Origin of the sequence: Rossellomorea sp. LJF3 (assembly GCF_037046045.1) — a bacterium.
In the GTDB taxonomy this organism is placed as follows: Bacteria; Bacillota; Bacilli; order Bacillales; family Bacillaceae_B; genus Rossellomorea.
The window spans coordinates 20,528-36,697 of record NZ_JBANLY010000003.1; the positions used below are offsets into that span (position 1 = coordinate 20,528).

The window sequence follows — 16,170 nt, forward strand, 5'->3', positions numbered from 1 at the left end:
CTCTCCCTTTTGTTTGGCGTAGTAAATGGAGAAAAAAGGATTGGCAGGACCAATCCTTCACTCCTCTTCAGTATGGGGGATTGCAAACTGTATCTCCTCACCCCACCACTTCACTAATTGTTCTTCCGTCAAGTGATTCGAAGACAAGACGGATAATACCCAATGTATGAATTCATCCGTCGTTTGCATGTTTCCGGGGGCAACCGTCAATTCTTTGTCTACGGGCAGATCCCTCATGCCGCTAGGCCCCCTTTCAATGATGTGTTTGAAATAATAGATTTGAAAAATACTTTCGTGCATTCGCCGTTTTCACATGCAAAGTGGCGCTTCTCTTATTTTCAGTATGTTTAAATACAACAAAAGCCCCACTGAGATTTTCAGTGACCTTTTCTATTTTAAAACCCTTTTGCAGAAGAAAATCAATCTTGTCTCTTTCGCTTAAAAACTCTTGATAATCGGACATTTCGACACCCTTTCATCATCCTATTTGCTACCACTTTCGCCCATTCAAGAAATACTTGTGCCTGTTGGGGATTTTTCGATAACGTTTTCCTCTGCTTCTTCAATGATCCAATCACGGCCTACCGACATTCCCAAATACTTCTCATCACTGGGATCGGAGAGTTCTGCCTGCTCATACTTCTTGAACCACCAATATTTAGCCAAAACGTAATAGCAGAGGGCTCCTATACCAAATCCAACCAGAAACGAGAAGTTAGGAACGAAATATGAAGCGACTGCCCCAAGGATCCATGATATGAAGCCAGCAAGATTGATACCTTTCATATAGCTGAATTGTCCCCTGTCTTCATATAATGCGGGGACATTGACCCGGCGTTTTCTTATAAAATAGTAATCTGATATCAATATTCCCACGATGGCGGATAAAATCCCACCCACAAATAGCAGAACGGGAATGATGATATCGAAGAGGTTCCATGGCTGTACAATCGTCCCCACGACCCCGGCTGTTAACACACCGGCCCAAAAAGGAAATTTGGGTCCCCCTACATTTGAAAAAATGGTGGCTGCAGGGACTATATTTGCCGCAATATTCGTAGACCATTGTGCCAGGACGATCATCAGGAGCAGGACTCCTAAAACAAACCCGCTTGCCGCCTCCTGAAGGGCAACTACAGGATCATAATTCAGTACGGCAATATACGAAATACCGCCGATTAATACCATAAATGCCTGAGTAATCGGTAGGGCTATAAGATTACCTATGAGTGCACTCCGGTTTCTCTTGAACCAATTCCTTTCATTGCTTGGAGCCTTCATGAAGCGTGAAATGGAAGGAATATCTGCTGAAAGTGTTGCCCAAAATCCCATATTACTAAAAATCACAACAAGGAAAGCAGTGAATGTGGCTGCCCCCGTCACCGGACTTTCAACCCAGCTCCAGATATCTCTTCCCTGGGAGGCTGCGGAGTCTGATAATGAAGAATACATCCATACGGAGATGAGAATGATGACTGGGGCGGCAAGGTCCGCAAAACGTTCCACAGCTTTAATCCCAAGTGCCGTATTCACCAATTGAAGAATCGCAAAAATCATGAAGCAAACAAACCAATTATCAAAACCTGATAATATATTAAGAATTCCGTTCATCGCGGTAGCCCCGAAGTATGTGTTGATTCCGAACCACATGGAAGCAGCCAGGCCGCGGACCACGGATGGAATATGCGTCCCGATCGTTCCGAAGGGTGCTCTCATGTATACAGGGAAGGATACACCATGTTCAATCCCTATATCGCCTGTTAAGGTAATAAATAATCCAATGGCAAGGGATCCTATGATGGTGGCTAAAACAACAAGGGGTAATGGTAACGACACGACGCCTGCCCCACCGATTGCGAAGGTTGCAAGGACGACGACCATCCCCACCCACATAAAGGAATAGCCAAGCTTTGTAACTTTCCTTTCACTTTCTTTGATGGGTAATAAATCGGGAGACTTTAAATAACTTCTTTTCAACATGAACACCCCACTTTGTTTGCTTCGAATGGCTTTACCAATCTTCTTAACAAGAGAGGCGAGCGGGCGCAGTCCCTGCACCCGGCTCGCGAGGAGTTGTTCTAAGATTAAGGTGGATGTTTATCTATAATGCTTATCAGCTCTTAGAGGATTGAAGTGCTGCACTCTCTTCATTTACCAGCAGGTTACCGTATTTCGCTCTCTTGATATACTTGCCGGTACCCTTTTTTCCTACAAACTTTTTATCTTTGATGACATATTCACCCCTGGATAATACAGAGACGGGTTCACCTTTGATTTTCATGCCTTCAAACGGGTTATAATCTGCTGCCATATGATGGGTCGCAGCAGAGATGACTCTTTCTGCCTCCGGATCAAAGATGACGATATCTGCATCCGATCCAACGGCAACGGTTCCTTTCTGAGGATACAACCCAAACAATTTGGCACTTCTTGTTGACATGATATCTACAAACTGATTCAAGCTTATGCGTCCTTTTTCCACCCCTTCTGAGAATAATATAGATACACGGTCCTCAATGATCGGTCCGCCATTCGGAATTTTAGTGAAATCTTCTTTTCCTAAATCCTTCTGCCCCTGGAAATCAAAAGAACATTGATCAGATCCCAATGTTTGGAGCTGCCCGCTTTTCAATGCGTTCCATAAAACGTCCTGATGCCACTTTTCCCTGAGTGGAGGGGACCATACGTATTTCGCCCCTTCAAAGTTGGGGCGCTCTAAATAGGTTTGATCAAGTACCAGATACTGTGGACATGTTTCCCCCCATACATTCAACCCTTTACTCCTCGCCGCTGAAATCTGTTCCACAGCCTCCGAGCACGAAACATGAACAACATATAATTGGGAATCCGCTAATCCCGTTAATTTAGCTGCTCTGCCGGTGGCTTCCCCTTCAAGTTCAGGAGGTCTCGTCAAAGCATGATAAATCGGTTCCGTTTTCCCTTCTTCTAATGCCTTCTCGGTTAAGTATTCAATAACATCCCCATTCTCTGCGTGAACCATGACGAGGGCCCCGAGTTCCCTTGCAGCAACCAGTGTCCGGAATAGGGTTTCATCATCTGCCTGAAATACATTTTTGTACGCCATAAACACTTTGAACGATGTGATGCCTTCCTGCTGTATGACATCAGGCAGCTGAGAGAGGACCTCTTGATTGATCTCCCCGATCATCAGGTGGAAGCTATAATCGATAACGGCTTTATCCTTTGATTTTGCATGCCATGTATCGATGGCACTTTGAAGAGGTTCTCCTTTATTCGTTAAACAGAAATCTATGAGGGTCGTTGTCCCACCAAATGCAGCGGCAATCGTTCCCGTTTCAAAGTCATCCTTTGAGACCGTGCCACCAAATGGCATTTCCAGATGTGTATGGGGATCGACTCCTCCTGGAAAAATGAATTTCCCACTTGCATCGATCACTTCAGCCTCTCCTGGATCAAATCCTTTTCCAATCGCGGCAATCTTTCCGTCTTGTATCAGGATATCTGCTTTATACGTATCGGTAGCTGTGACAATCGTTCCATTTTGAATGATTTTTTCCATTACGGTACCTCCTGGGTTATTTTACTGCATTTACTTTAGAGCCCGACAGGTTACTCATGACTGCTTGACGTTGGTTCCAGGTCATCGGCATCTGACCGCTCGGAACTTCAATCATGTCTATGGCACCATCAACCGGACAGACAATCGAGCATAGATTGCATCCCACACAATCTTCCTCCCGCACCTTCAGATAGCTATTTCCATCAGAATCCTTCAACATATCAATACACTGATGAGACGTGTCTTCGCATGCAATGTGGCACTTATTACAATTGATGCATACGTCATTATTGATCTGGGCCACTACGCTATAATTCAGATCCAGATTCCCCCAATCGGAAAATCTAGGAACTGACTTTCCAACAATCTCCTGAACGCTTGCTATTCCTTTTTCATCTAAATAATTATTTAATCCATCCAGCATATCCTCAACGATCCTGAAACCGTGGTGCATGGCTGCCGTGCATACCTGAACCCCGGAAGCACCCATGAGCATGAACTCAACGGCGTCCTGCCAGTTCGACACTCCCCCCATGCCTGAAATCGGAACATTGATCCTCGGATTCCTGGCACATTCTGCCACCATGTTCAAGGAAATAGGTTTCACTGCAGGACCGCAATAGCCACCGTGAGCTCCCTTACCGGCCACATGAGGAATTGTGTTCCATGAATCCAGATCCACTCCTGCAAGACTATTGATCGTATTGATCATGCTGACAGCATCCGCTCCGCCTCGGACGGCTGCTTCGGCTGTCACGGTGATATCTGTTATATTGGGTGTCAGCTTAACAATGACCGGTGTCCTTGCCACTTCCTTTGCCCAATGAGTTTGTTTCTCGACCAGCTCAGGTACTTGACCGGAGGCCGACCCCATCCCCCGTTCAGCCATCCCATGGGGACATCCGAAATTCAGTTCCAATCCGTCAACGCCTACATCCTCCACTTTTTTGACGATTTCATGCCACTTTTCCTGCTTTGGCTCCACCATTAGTGAAGCAATGATGGCGTGATTCGGGAATCTCTTCTTGGTTTCATATATCTCTTTTAAGTTCACTTCCAATGGCCGATCCGTAATCAGTTCGATATTGTTAAAACCCGCTACCCTCTGACCGTTAAAGCTTACGGCTGCGAACCTGGATGACACATTTATGATGGGTTCACCCAACGTTTTCCAAACCGCACCTCCCCAACCAGCCTCGAAAGCCCTTTGAACCTGATACCCTGAGTTCGTCGGTGGCGCAGATGCCAACCAAAATGGATTGGGTGATTTGATCCCCGCTAAATCTATGCTTAAATTCGCCATGGAATTCCCCCCTCTTAAACAGTTTTAATTCATTTTTACTGTCGAACAGATCTCATGTAAATGGTATGCTGCCTGCTTCCCTTGCTCTGCTGCCGTAACAACCATCGCTTCCCCGATACCTTTACCGAATACGATGTCCCCACAGGCAAAAATCGAAGGATTCGACGTTTGAAAAGTACCGGGATCAACCTTCACCACTCCTTCAGAGTGCTCCAACCCGAATTCTTCAATGAGTGTAAGATGACGGGTCTGTCCTATGGCTTTAATGACGACGTCAACGGGCAAAGTGAATTCGGAGCCTTTAACCGGAATGGGGCGCCTTCTTCCATCTGGCCCTTGTTCACCAAGCTCCATCTTGATACATTCAATCCCTGTAACCTCTCCTTTTTCATTCCCGATGATCCTTTGGGGAGCCGTCAACCAACGGAATTCCACACCGTCCTGCTTGGCAAATTCGTATTCGAAATCATAAGCTGTCATTTCTTCTTGAGTACGCCGGTATAAGATTTTTACATTTTCTGCACCTAGTCGAATGGAGCATGTGGCTCCATCAATGGCTGTGTTTCCTGCACCGATCACCACTACTTTTTTACCGATGTACTCGTGATTCAACTTGCCGCTTTTGGTCTTTTTCACAAACTCGATGGCATCATGCACGCCTATCAGTTCTTCTCCTTGAATCCGTAAGTCCGGTACACTCGACATACCTGCAGCCAGGATGACAAAGTCATGGTTCATTAGGATCTCCTCGGCAGATATATCCTGACCCACTTTTACACTGGTCCGGATCTTTACATTCAGTTTCTTTACCTGTTCCACTTCCCAATAAGAAATGCTCTGAGGAAGGCGGAACGAAACGATGCCATAAGTATTTAAGCCCCCCGCTTCTTTTTCAGCCTCATAGATCGTTACATCATATCCAAACCGCGCGAGTTCCCTTGCTGCAGAAAGCCCCGCCGGTCCCCCGCCGATGATTCCGACTTTCTTTCCGTTAGGCACTCCCGCTTCAAAGAGTACAGTGTCATTATGTCTTGCCCAATCCGTTGCATACCGTTGAAGATCGCCGATCATAATGGGTTTGGTTGAAGAATTCAGAACACATGCTCCTTCACATAGCTCCTCTGTCGGACAGACCCTTGAGCAGCTCGCGCCAACGGGATTGGCAGACATGATGGTCTTAGCGGAACCCTTTAAATTACCCGATGCAATTTTTTTTATAAATGATGGTATATCGATGCTTGTCGGGCAGGCTTGAATGCAAGGTGCATCATAGCAGTACAAACATCGATTCGCTTCCTCTAATGCCTCCCTGCCCGTTAATCCCTTATGGGTTTCCTGAAAATTCTTCTCGAGATTGAGTAATGAAAGTGTGTTAGACAAACTGACTTCCCCCTCTTCATTTCCGATTAATGAATCAAGATGATGAAGCACTTCTTATCTTTCCAGCTTGGTTAAGGAAGTAACGCCGTCATATCGTTATAGGTTTCGGGTCTCCTGTCACGGTAAAACTGCCATGTGTCCCTTACTTCTCTTAATAACTTCTTATTCATTTCCCCGATGATCACTTCATCCTGATCCCTGCTTCCAACTGAAACAAAGCTCCCCCTCGGATCGACGAGATAGGACTGGCCGTAGAATTCACCCATATTCCAGGGACCTTCATATCCGACGCGATTGATGGCCCCCAAATAGTACCCATTTGCCACTGCATGAGCAGGTTGTTCAAGTTTCCATAAGTATTCGGAAAGACCTGCTACGGTCGCTGACGGATTAAAGACAATTTCCGCCCCCTTCAGCCCCAATAAACGCGCTCCTTCAGGGAAATGCCTGTCATAACAAATGTAGACCCCTACCTTGGCATAAGCAGTATCAAATACCGGATACCCAAGATTTCCAGGTTTGAAATAATATTTCTCCCAGAACCCGTATCCTTCCTCTCCGACACCCACATGAGGGATATGCTGCTTTCGATATTTCCCCAAGTATGTCCCATCTGCGTCGATGACAGCTGCCGTATTATAGTAGGTTGCTATTCCCTCCCTCTCATAGATCGGCAGGACGATGACCACACTCAGCTCTTTGGCCAACTCCTGGAATTGTTTTGTAGTCGGACCATTCGGAATTTCTTCTGCAGAGTCATACCATTTAGGATTCTGCTCTGAACAAAAGTACGGCCCATAGAATATCTCCTGCAAGCATATGATCTGAGCCCCTTTTTTCGCTGCATCCCTCACTAGTTCCACATGCTTTTTGATTGCATTCTTTTTATGGACGTCTACTGTTTCATCCCCGTCTACATCATGAGAAGCCTGAATGAGTCCGATTGTAACCAAATCTGACATTCCAATTCCCCCATTACATTAGGATTTTTATAAAATAGTAAGCGCTTTCATTGTTATAGTTTCATATGTAAACACTTACTAGATTTCACTGCCCTCTAGATAAATTCTGAATTTTTAATATTTTCACTTAATTTTAACCCGTACGAAAAAAGATTGCATTACACATTTTGTAAGACGAACTACCTTCATCATTTGTCATTATGTATTGTCATTTTTGTTTGAGCACTCTTGTCCGTTTCTCATAAGGTATCATACGCACTCTGCGAAATTTGTAGAATAATTTGTCTAAATCTTATAAAAATTCAGTTTTTAATCGACAAAGTTCACAAATCCCTCCATTCAACTTATCTTTCATGCACAAAAAACAGCCTCCTCAAATGAAAAGGCTGTTTCTTCGATTAACGGTATGAATTGACTGATTTTATTTTCAGTGACTGCTGTCTTTCCGGTCTGTACTTTACAACTTGTCCAATAAACCAGGCCAATACGGCTAACCAGATGATTGCTCCAAGAACCATGGAAATAGAATAGGAAAGACCGAAGCCTTCTGGTGCATAAAAAATATACGAACTTACCACACCTGTCATAAACAAAGCTGGAAGGCTGCAAATCCAGTGAAATCTTGCTTTCTGCAATAAATAGATGGAAGCGGTCCAAAGCATGACCGTCGCAACTACTTGATTCGACCAGCCTACATACCTCCAAAGAAAAGTATAATCAATTTGAGTCAGCAGGAAAGTAGGTACTGCAACAGGAATGACGAGTAATCCTGGAAGCCATTTCCCTTTCATTTCTTTTTTCCTAAAATCGCTCAGTAAATCTGCGAGCATCATACGTGAAGATCTGAGGGCGGTATCCCCTGTCGTCACAGGAAGGATGATGACACCAAGGACCGCCAGTATACCGCCGAGAGTCCCCAGTGTCGTTTTACTGATCTCATTAACCACCCCTGCAGGACCTCCTGAAGCGAGTGCTTCCTGAAGACCGGCTGTTCCATTAAAGAATGCCATCCCTGCCGCAGCCCAGATAAGTGCTATGATTCCTTCAGCAACCATCGCCCCATAAAATACTTTCCGACCTTCGCTTTCCCTTTTCAAGGTCCTTGCAAGGATCGGACTTTGAGTGGAATGGAAGCCGGAAATGGCTCCGCATGACACGGTGACCATTAAGAGAGGCCATAAAGGCAGATCGCCTGGATGCATGTTCTCAAATGTTAAATTCGGGACCGGGTGTTCAAAGAAGAATAATCCGATTCCGATTGCTACCGCCATAAATATAAGTATCCCACCGAAAATCGGATAAATCCTACCGATGATTTTATTGATCGGTAAAACTGTTGCAACCAGAAAATATGTAAAGATAATAACCAGAGAGGTCATAAAGTTAAGTGGCGTCACCTCTGCCATAAGTTGCGCCGGCCCTGATGTAAAGGCTGCCGCTACAAGGATCATTAACACGATGGACAAAATGTTCATGACGGACTGAACGGGTTTCCCCAAATATTTCCCTACGATTGTCGGGAACTGTGCCCCATTATGTCTGAGAGAAAGCATTCCGGAAAAATAATCATGTACGGCTCCAGCGAACAATGTTCCTATTACAATCCACAGGAATGCGACAGGACCGTATAAAGCACCAAGTATCGCACCAAAGATCGGACCCAATCCCGCAATGTTCAAGAGTTGTACCAGACTTGCTTTCCACCAGCTCATGGGCATATAATCCAAGCCGTCTTTTTTTGCATATGCAGGTGTGATATTGGAATCATCCACCCCGAAAATCTTTTCTACCACCTTTGAATAAAAGAAATAACCAACTACCAGAATACAGATGGATGCAAGAAATGTGAGCATCACGATGTCCTCCCTTCACTAATTGAAATTAAGGTTTATTCTAATACGAAAAACGACAAATAACAACAGAATTTTCTAAAAACATTATTTTTTCAGAATATATAAACATCAATGGATTCATATAAAGCCTTTTAAACCAACAATGAAACCGCGTACAATTCATTTAAAATTTTTTCAATATAACAAAAAGACGCACCCCCCTCTTGGGAATGCACCTTATCGGCTTCTATATTTTCGTTTTAACAAATTTCTCGTGAGCCTTCAAAAAATCCTTATTATTTCTTTCAGTAGCGATCTCCAAAGGAGATTGGGTATGTTGTGATTGGTTGGCTCGATCGTCTCCATAAGCCAGCAGCAAAGTCACAATCTCTGCAGAACCATCAAATGCAGCAATATGTAAAGGTGTATGGCCGGATGAATCACTCTGATTTACATTCGCTCCCTGATCAAGCAGGAATTCCACTAATTCTTTTGACGCTTTACCGGCAATTCCTGCATGTAATGCTGTGTTGGATGGAATATACGCTACCTTTGAATTGGAAACGGAATTAATATCTGCACCAAAATTCAGAAGAAGCTCCACAATTTCCTTTTGATCAAAATGCGACGCTACCCCGAGGGCGGTTAAACCTTGTTCATTCTCTGCATTACAAAGATTTGTATCATTTCTTAACGTTTGTTCGACTACCGCTTTATTGCCCGTTTCGATTGCCTCGAAAAACTCTTCAATTGTAAAGGATGTCACTGATTTCACCTCGTTTTTTCATAATTACAAATATTCTACCAATTAATTATGATAAAAGATAGGGATGATTGCCAAAATAGGCACTCATCCCCAGGAAAGGCTACTGATCCAATTTTAATTTTGCTAAGGCATCAGCTAATGCTGTATTGACCGGCTCTTCCTTCTGTTGTGTTTTTAAATATTTATTAACATCCCTTTTTGTCGCTTTACTATTCTTTTCTTTTTTTCTTCTATCATTGAATGTCGATAATTTTTCCCGATGTCCACAAACACAAGTGAATGTCTGGCCTTCCCCTTCTCCTCTTAAGTCCAGGCGTTTATGGCAATTCGGACACCGGGCATTCGTTTTCTTGCTGATATTTTTCCGGTGACCACATTCCCTGTCTTGGCAAACCAGTTTCTTTCCATGCTTATTCTTAATTTCCAACATTAAATTCCCACAGTCCGGACATTTGGTACCTGTCAGGTTATCATGGGTGAATTTTTGAGTTGAATGTTTGATTTCACTGACGGACTTCTTCGTATAATCCTTGATTTCATTCAGAAATTCCTGCTTTTTCAGGGAGCCGTTGGCGATTTTTTCAAGCTTTTGCTCCCACACCGCTGTCAAGGTAGGTGACCTGAGATCCAGAGGTGCCAGTTCCAATAGTTGCTTCCCTTTGGAAGTGATATGAATATCTTTTCCTTTTGACTCTATTACCCCTGAATTGAAGAGCTTTTCAATAATATCTGCCCTAGTTGCGACAGTTCCAAGGCCGCCTGCCTCAGAAATTGTAGCGAGCAGGTCTTTATTGCTTTCTTTCATGAACTTCTTAGGGTTCTCCATTGCAGACAACAGTGTACCCTCATTAAATCTTCCTGGAGGATTGGTTTGTCCTTCCGTTTCTTTGATTGACAGAACCGGATAGGCAGTCCCTTCTTCCATTCTGGAAAGAAGCTGGTCCGCTTCAGTGTTGTGATCATAGAGTTCTTTCCATCCGGAGTCTACAATCCGCTTCCCTTTTGTTTGGAATGTTTCTGACCCGATTGAGGCATCTACAGTCGTTTGTTCGTACTGATAGGGAGGAAGGAATACAGCTAAGAAACGCTTGACGATCAAATCATATATTTTTATTTCCCTGTCCTGCAGCTTCTGAATAAAAGGTGTTTCTTCCGTAGGGATGATCGCATGGTGATCTGTCACCTTTTGATCATCTACATAAGCTTTTGACAATTGCACCGTGCCCTGTAACGCCCTGTGGGCCATCTTTCGGTATGGTTGAACGTTCACCGCTTTCAATCTGTCCTTGAGTGTTGAAACCATATCACTTGATAAATGTTTACTATCTGTCCTTGGATACGTCACCAATTTATGCTGCTCATACAATTTCTGCATGATAGAAAGCGTTTCTTTAGCAGAAAATCCAAAGATCTTATGGGCATCTCTTTGTAATTCAGTCAAATCATAAAGGGAAGGTGCAACATTTTTCTTCAATGTTTTCTTCACAGACTGAATGACGATTTCCTTCCTGTCTTTTAATGACTCCATGATTGAAGTGATTTCTTCTTTGGAGAACGTTCTCGTATCATTGTTTTTCCTGTTTGACCACACAAAGGTCCCTTTATCCGTCACAGCTTGTATTCCGTAAAAAGGTTTGGGGGTGAAATTCTTTATTTCCTCCTCTCGCTGCGCAATGATACTTATCGTCGGTGTTTGTACACGTCCGCAGGACAATTGGGCATTGTGCTTGGTGGTCAAGGCTCTTGTTGCATTCATCCCCACGTACCAATCAGCTTCGGATCGTGCCTCGGCGGCAGCATATAAATTTTCGAAGCTTTTCGCATCTTTCAGTCTTTTGAATCCTTCCTTGATGGCCTTGTCAGTGACAGATGAAATCCATAACCGTTTTAACGGCTTATTCACCCGGGCTTTTTCAATGATCCAACGGGCGACAAGCTCCCCTTCACGACCGGCATCGGTGGCTATGACGATCTCTTTTACATCAGGGCGGGTCATTTGCGCTTTGACCGTGCTGAATTGTTTTCCTGTTTTCTTGATCACGACAAGATTAAGGGAAGAAGGGAGCATGGGTAGATCTTCAAGATTCCATGATTTATATCGATCGTCGTAGCTTTCAGGTTCTGCAAGGGTCACCAGGTGTCCAAGAGCCCAAGTGACGATATAATCATTCCCTTCCAAGAATCCATTTCCACTTTTCGTACATTGAAGTACTCTGGCAATATCTCTACCGACAGAAGGTTTTTCTGCCAGGACCAAAATCTTTTTCATGTAAAAAATCCTTTCATTACTGGGTCTATATTTTCTATATCTTTTCTATTTTAACATACAATAAATAGAGTAGTGCATTTTGGTTCACGTCATTAGGGAGATTGTACTATACTTATACATGGTCGATCTTAATAAAGGAGCTAATGAATTTTGCAGCATGACAAACACAAAGGCTCCATTCTTCCGAGAGAAGCCTGGGGCCTCTTCATCATCCTATTAATCAGTATAATATCAAGAGGGTTGGGCACCCTTTTTCCACTGATCGGCAGCTTGTTATTTGCGATCTTGATCGGGGCGATCCTCCAAAACACAACAAAACTCCCAAAAGCTTTCGATCCGGGAATACAGTTTACTTTGAAGGTTCTATTGAAAGTGGCCATCGTTTTTCTGGGTGTAGGATTGAGCCTTTATGATATCCTCCATATCGGTCAAAGAGCTCTATGGGTGATATTTTTCTCTGTCACCATAGGCATTTCAGTGACTTATGTTGTAGGGAAATGGCTCCGTATCGATAAAAGGCTGAGCTTATTGATCGGTATCGGCACCAGCATATGTGGAGCCACAGCAATCTCAGCCGTTAAAGGGATCGTCGGTGCTAAAGAGGATGAAACCGCTTATGCATTATCCACGATCGTCTTCTTTAATTTAATTGCATTTGTTACGTATCCCATCATCGGGCATCTTCTCGACATGTCTGATCTATCGTTTGGGATCTGGGCGGGTACCGCCGTACATGATACTTCTTCGGCGGTTGCCGTTGGTTACGCATATGGAGACGAAGCAGGTGAAGTAGCGACGACGGTGAAGCTTGCCAGAACATTATTCCTGATTCCTGTGATGTTCATTCTTCCGTTTATCTTAAGGAAGAAAAGTACAGGGGGATCTCATTATAAGAAAGCCTTTCCGTGGTTCATATTTTTGTTCCTGGCCATGTCACTGCTTCATACATTTGGATTGATTCCAATGAACATGGAGTCATACCTTAAGAGTTCGTCCAAGTTCATGATCATCATGGTGATGACGGCTGTGGGTCTTCAAGTAAAAGGAAAAGATATCATCCGTCTGGGAATTAAACCTCTCCTGACGGGATTGATCGCTTCTATCACATGCGCTGTCATCAGTTTATTGCTTATTCTCTAAGCGAAAACAGTAACGACATTTCCATAAAAAAAGAGCATCTGCACAGATGCCCGTTGGTTCATATCCATTTTCCGACTGCTTACGTGCTAAGAAGAAAAAACTAGGAAGAGGCCGTCTTCCTAGTCTATTTTATTCTTCGTCGCCTTCTAAGAAGTCTGGGTCTAACTCTTCAAATTCTTCATCATCCAAGTCGCAATCCCAGTCTTCATCGTCACAACCTTCAGGATTCACTAGGACACATACTTTCGTTTCTCCGATAACTTCCACCAGGAATTCACGTTCGACGTGAACGATGATTTTGTTACCGTTCGGTGAAATGACCGCTTCGCAGCAATTTGGCTGTTGCAGTACTCTCGCACATACTTCAATGTCATCTAAGCAGTCTGGATCACGGTATTTCAATTTAATGCAATCTGTATATTCTACTCTCTCGGTTACAACCGAAGTTTTCGTGTTGTCACTGTGGGAGTACCATACGTTGATTTCGTAAAAACCGTGAACTTCGACCTTCTTGCCGACTTTGTGTGCTTCATACTGATGGTTAATGATCCAGCAGCCTAAAATGCTCGATGGATTATGCGGTGGGCAAATCGTATGATGAGACTGTGTAAATTTACGTCCCTTCGCTACGACCGCTTTAGTGATAATCTCTCTATATTCTGCCATTCGAGCGAACCTCCTCATTCATTTTCAATTCATCTTATGCGACTATCTAGGTGTTTGTGCGAGTAAATTTTATTACATAATGGGATTGTTGCTTAGATAATGTATTGTATGCGAATCCCAATTGAATGTTCCGGAATGCGCTTGACGGGAATGGTGAAATAACAAACAAAAAAAACGATCTATACAGGAAAGGGAGATCCCTTTCCTGTATAGATCGTTATGACCTGTGTTTGTATGGCGTTTAATATGATCCCTGAATCAGGAACAGCTGCCAGGGGCTGAATTTTTCACATGTGAACCTGTTTCCCCACGGAGTAGGTCACCACCCGTAGTCTCGATGATATGATCTGTCACATTATTTGAAATCACCGAAGCAACGATTTGCAGTAAATCATTCACATCCGTTTGGGATTCCTTAAATTGTTGAACAACCGGAATCTCATCGATTTCCTTTTCAAGGTTTTCAATTTTCGCCTCAACCATTTTCAGGGCTTCGATTTTCCCATAGTGTTGGAAGTTAACGGCTTGTTTTTGTAAACTCTTGATACTTGCGATCATTTCACGGACTTTTTGATTTTCGTGGATCTGTGCTTCCGCCCGCTTAAAGAAATCCACTTCTTCCGTTTCAGCAATCATTGTTGCCAATTCTTCTGCACGTTTCATAATATCGTCTTTTGTATACTTTGCCATATTATTTCACCTCTACTGCTTCCTGGAATTCTGTTCCGATTTGGCCTTCTCCTACCATTTCCCCATCCAATGACCACGACTTGGCATCTGTGATCTTCACTTTCACTATTTTCCCAATGGCTGTTTTAGGAGCCTTGAAGTTTACGAGCTTACTGCGTCTTGTGTAGCCTGCCAATATGTCCGGATTTTTCTTGCTTTCCCCATCCACAAGCACTTCAACGATTTGACCCGTATATTTCTTCATCGCTTCAGCAGAATATTCTTTCACCACTGCATTCAGCCTTTGAAGGCGTTCTTTCTTCACTTCCATCGGCACGTTGTCATTCATCTTCGCTGCAGGGGTACCTTCCCGTGGAGAGTAGATGTAGGTATATGCTGATTCAAAGCCAACTTCCTTATATAAAGAAAGGGTTTCTTCAAATTGTTCATTGGTCTCATTTGGATAACCCACGATAATATCTGTCGTAAGCGCCACGTCCGGCATGGCTTTTTTAATTTTGCCCACTAATTCCAGGAATTGTTCCCTGGTATACTTTCGTGCCATGATTTTCAGGACATCTGTCGAACCTGATTGAACAGGTAAATGAATGTGCTCGACCAGATTTCCTTTCTTGGCAAGAACTTCGATTAAATGATCATCGAAATCCCTTGGATGACTGGTAGTGAATCGGATACGTGGAATATCCACCTTACGAAGATCATCCATTAAGTCTCCCAGCCCATACTGAAGGTCTTCAATATCCTTACCGTATGCGTTGACGTTTTGACCAAGGAGAGTGATTTCCTGGTACCCTTGTGCAGCCAGATGGCGGACTTCCTGAATGATTTCTTCAGGACGGCGGCTTCTTTCTTTCCCTCGTGTATACGGCACGATACAGTATGTACAGAACTTGTCACATCCGTACATGATATTGACCCATGCCTTGATATTGCCACGGCGGACTTTTGGAAGGTTCTCAATGACGTCCCCTTCTTTCGACCAGACCTCAACGACCATCGCCTTGGACATATAAGCATCAGATAATATTTGAGGAAGACGATGAATATTATGCGTTCCAAAGATCATGTCGACCTGTTGATAGGTTTTCAGGATTTTGTTGACAACCGATTCTTCCTGGGACATACATCCGCATACTCCAATTAATAGATCAGGCTTTTCCCGTTTTAAATGTTTGAGATGTCCTAATTCGCCGAACACCTTATTCTCAGCGTTTTCACGGATGGCACATGTATTCAATAGGATGACATCCGCATCTTCTGTCGAATTCGTTGCTTCATAACCGAGTGCCATGAAGATCCCTGCCATCACTTCTGTATCATGCTCATTCATTTGACAACCATAGGTGCGGATATAGAATTTCTTTCCTTCCCCGAGTCCTCTATATTGATCATCGATTGTAAAGTCATTATGGTATTTTATTTCTTCTTTCCCACGCTTCTTGGCATCTTTTAAAGACGGAGGGATATAGACACTTTCAAAGTACTTGCTGTAATCCTTAACAGATTTTTGGTCTGCTGGAGATACAGACTTCGATTGTTGTCCATGTTTTCGCTGTTCTTCGTTCATGAATAATCCCCTTTCTACCTCTATAACCAAACCGTTTTCTTCTATATATAAAGC

The 16,170-nt window shown here is 43.5% G+C and carries 14 protein-coding genes; 1 reads left to right on the top strand and 13 read right to left on the bottom strand.

What is annotated here, in order from left to right:
* Positions 1 to 57: 57 nt before the first annotated feature.
* The 10 genes from V8G47_RS04040 to V8G47_RS04085 all read right to left on the bottom strand — a co-directional run bounded on the left by V8G47_RS04040 (position 58) and on the right by V8G47_RS04085 (position 12,053).
* Positions 58 to 237, bottom strand: a complete 180-nt coding sequence (locus tag V8G47_RS04040) for a hypothetical protein (RefSeq protein ID WP_261751072.1) — start codon at positions 235 to 237, stop codon at positions 58 to 60.
* Positions 238 to 253: 16 nt separating this feature from the next.
* Positions 254 to 463 carry a hypothetical protein gene (locus V8G47_RS04045; protein ID WP_261751073.1) on the bottom strand — a complete coding sequence of 70 codons (210 nt, stop codon included), beginning with the start codon at positions 461 to 463 and terminating at the stop codon, positions 254 to 256.
* A gap of 44 nt (positions 464 to 507) precedes the next feature.
* Entirely contained in the window at positions 508 to 1,980 is a 1,473-nt protein-coding gene (locus V8G47_RS04050; RefSeq protein WP_261751074.1) for an NCS1 family transporter, read from the bottom strand.
* Between the two features lie 133 nt (positions 1,981 to 2,113).
* Positions 2,114 to 3,541 carry a dihydropyrimidinase gene (hydA, locus tag V8G47_RS04055; protein WP_261751075.1) on the bottom strand — a complete coding sequence of 476 codons (1,428 nt, stop codon included), beginning with the start codon at positions 3,539 to 3,541 and terminating at the stop codon, positions 2,114 to 2,116.
* 16 nt (positions 3,542 to 3,557) lie between these two features.
* Positions 3,558 to 4,844 carry an NAD-dependent dihydropyrimidine dehydrogenase subunit PreA gene (gene preA / locus V8G47_RS04060; protein ID WP_261751076.1) on the bottom strand — a complete coding sequence of 429 codons (1,287 nt, stop codon included), beginning with the start codon at positions 4,842 to 4,844 and terminating at the stop codon, positions 3,558 to 3,560.
* Between the two features lie 24 nt (positions 4,845 to 4,868).
* Positions 4,869 to 6,224 (bottom strand): NAD(P)-dependent oxidoreductase, encoded by a 1,356-nt coding sequence (locus V8G47_RS04065; protein ID WP_336198984.1) that lies wholly within the window; start codon positions 6,222 to 6,224, stop codon positions 4,869 to 4,871.
* A 71-nt stretch (positions 6,225 to 6,295) separates the two neighbouring features.
* Positions 6,296 to 7,186, bottom strand: a complete 891-nt coding sequence (locus V8G47_RS04070; RefSeq protein WP_336198985.1) for a nitrilase-related carbon-nitrogen hydrolase — start codon at positions 7,184 to 7,186, stop codon at positions 6,296 to 6,298.
* A gap of 398 nt (positions 7,187 to 7,584) precedes the next feature.
* Positions 7,585 to 9,039, bottom strand: a complete 1,455-nt coding sequence (locus tag V8G47_RS04075; RefSeq protein WP_336198986.1) for a carbon starvation CstA family protein — start codon at positions 9,037 to 9,039, stop codon at positions 7,585 to 7,587.
* Positions 9,040 to 9,265: 226 nt separating this feature from the next.
* Positions 9,266 to 9,784 (bottom strand): ankyrin repeat domain-containing protein, encoded by a 519-nt coding sequence (locus V8G47_RS04080; RefSeq protein WP_336198987.1) that lies wholly within the window; start codon positions 9,782 to 9,784, stop codon positions 9,266 to 9,268.
* A 100-nt stretch (positions 9,785 to 9,884) separates the two neighbouring features.
* Positions 9,885 to 12,053: a DNA topoisomerase III gene (locus tag V8G47_RS04085; RefSeq protein WP_336198988.1), complete on the bottom strand. Its 2,169-nt coding sequence runs from the start codon at positions 12,051 to 12,053 to the stop codon at positions 9,885 to 9,887.
* A 150-nt stretch (positions 12,054 to 12,203) separates the two neighbouring features.
* On the opposite strand from V8G47_RS04085, the gene V8G47_RS04090 reads away from it, so the two are divergent.
* Positions 12,204 to 13,193: a YeiH family protein gene (locus tag V8G47_RS04090; protein WP_261751082.1), complete on the top strand. Its 990-nt coding sequence runs from the start codon at positions 12,204 to 12,206 to the stop codon at positions 13,191 to 13,193.
* A gap of 129 nt (positions 13,194 to 13,322) precedes the next feature.
* On the opposite strand, the gene V8G47_RS04095 is transcribed toward V8G47_RS04090, so the two are convergent.
* The 3 genes from V8G47_RS04095 to miaB form a co-directional block, all read right to left on the bottom strand.
* Positions 13,323 to 13,859 (bottom strand): outer spore coat protein CotE, encoded by a 537-nt coding sequence (locus tag V8G47_RS04095; protein WP_034759992.1) that lies wholly within the window; start codon positions 13,857 to 13,859, stop codon positions 13,323 to 13,325.
* Between the two features lie 258 nt (positions 13,860 to 14,117).
* On the bottom strand, positions 14,118 to 14,549 hold the full coding sequence (locus tag V8G47_RS04100; protein WP_034759994.1) for a RicAFT regulatory complex protein RicA family protein: 432 nt from the start codon (positions 14,547 to 14,549) through the stop codon (positions 14,118 to 14,120).
* A gap of 1 nt (position 14,550) precedes the next feature.
* A complete protein-coding gene (miaB, locus tag V8G47_RS04105) occupies positions 14,551 to 16,116 on the bottom strand; it encodes a tRNA (N6-isopentenyl adenosine(37)-C2)-methylthiotransferase MiaB (RefSeq protein ID WP_336198989.1) in 1,566 nt (521 codons plus the stop codon).
* Positions 16,117 to 16,170 lie beyond the last annotated feature (54 nt).

Excerpts from the sequence above, each read along its gene's own strand:
- V8G47_RS04040 (WP_261751072.1), bottom strand. The coding sequence starts at position 237 with ATGAGGGATCTGCCCGTAGACAAAGAATTGACGGTTGCCCCCGGAAAC.
- V8G47_RS04045 (WP_261751073.1), bottom strand. The coding sequence starts at position 463 with ATGTCCGATTATCAAGAGTTTTTAAGCGAAAGAGACAAGATTGATTTT.
- V8G47_RS04050 (WP_261751074.1), bottom strand. The coding sequence starts at position 1,980 with ATGTTGAAAAGAAGTTATTTAAAGTCTCCCGATTTATTACCCATCAAA.
- hydA (WP_261751075.1), bottom strand. The coding sequence starts at position 3,541 with ATGGAAAAAATCATTCAAAATGGAACGATTGTCACAGCTACCGATACG.
- preA (WP_261751076.1), bottom strand. The coding sequence starts at position 4,844 with ATGGCGAATTTAAGCATAGATTTAGCGGGGATCAAATCACCCAATCCA.
- V8G47_RS04070 (WP_336198985.1), bottom strand. The coding sequence starts at position 7,186 with ATGTCAGATTTGGTTACAATCGGACTCATTCAGGCTTCTCATGATGTA.
- V8G47_RS04075 (WP_336198986.1), bottom strand. The coding sequence starts at position 9,039 with ATGCTCACATTTCTTGCATCCATCTGTATTCTGGTAGTTGGTTATTTC.
- V8G47_RS04085 (WP_336198988.1), bottom strand. The coding sequence starts at position 12,053 with ATGAAAAAGATTTTGGTCCTGGCAGAAAAACCTTCTGTCGGTAGAGAT.
- V8G47_RS04095 (WP_034759992.1), bottom strand. The coding sequence starts at position 13,859 with ATGGCAGAATATAGAGAGATTATCACTAAAGCGGTCGTAGCGAAGGGA.
- V8G47_RS04100 (WP_034759994.1), bottom strand. The coding sequence starts at position 14,549 with ATGGCAAAGTATACAAAAGACGATATTATGAAACGTGCAGAAGAATTG.
- miaB (WP_336198989.1), bottom strand. The coding sequence starts at position 16,116 with ATGAACGAAGAACAGCGAAAACATGGACAACAATCGAAGTCTGTATCT.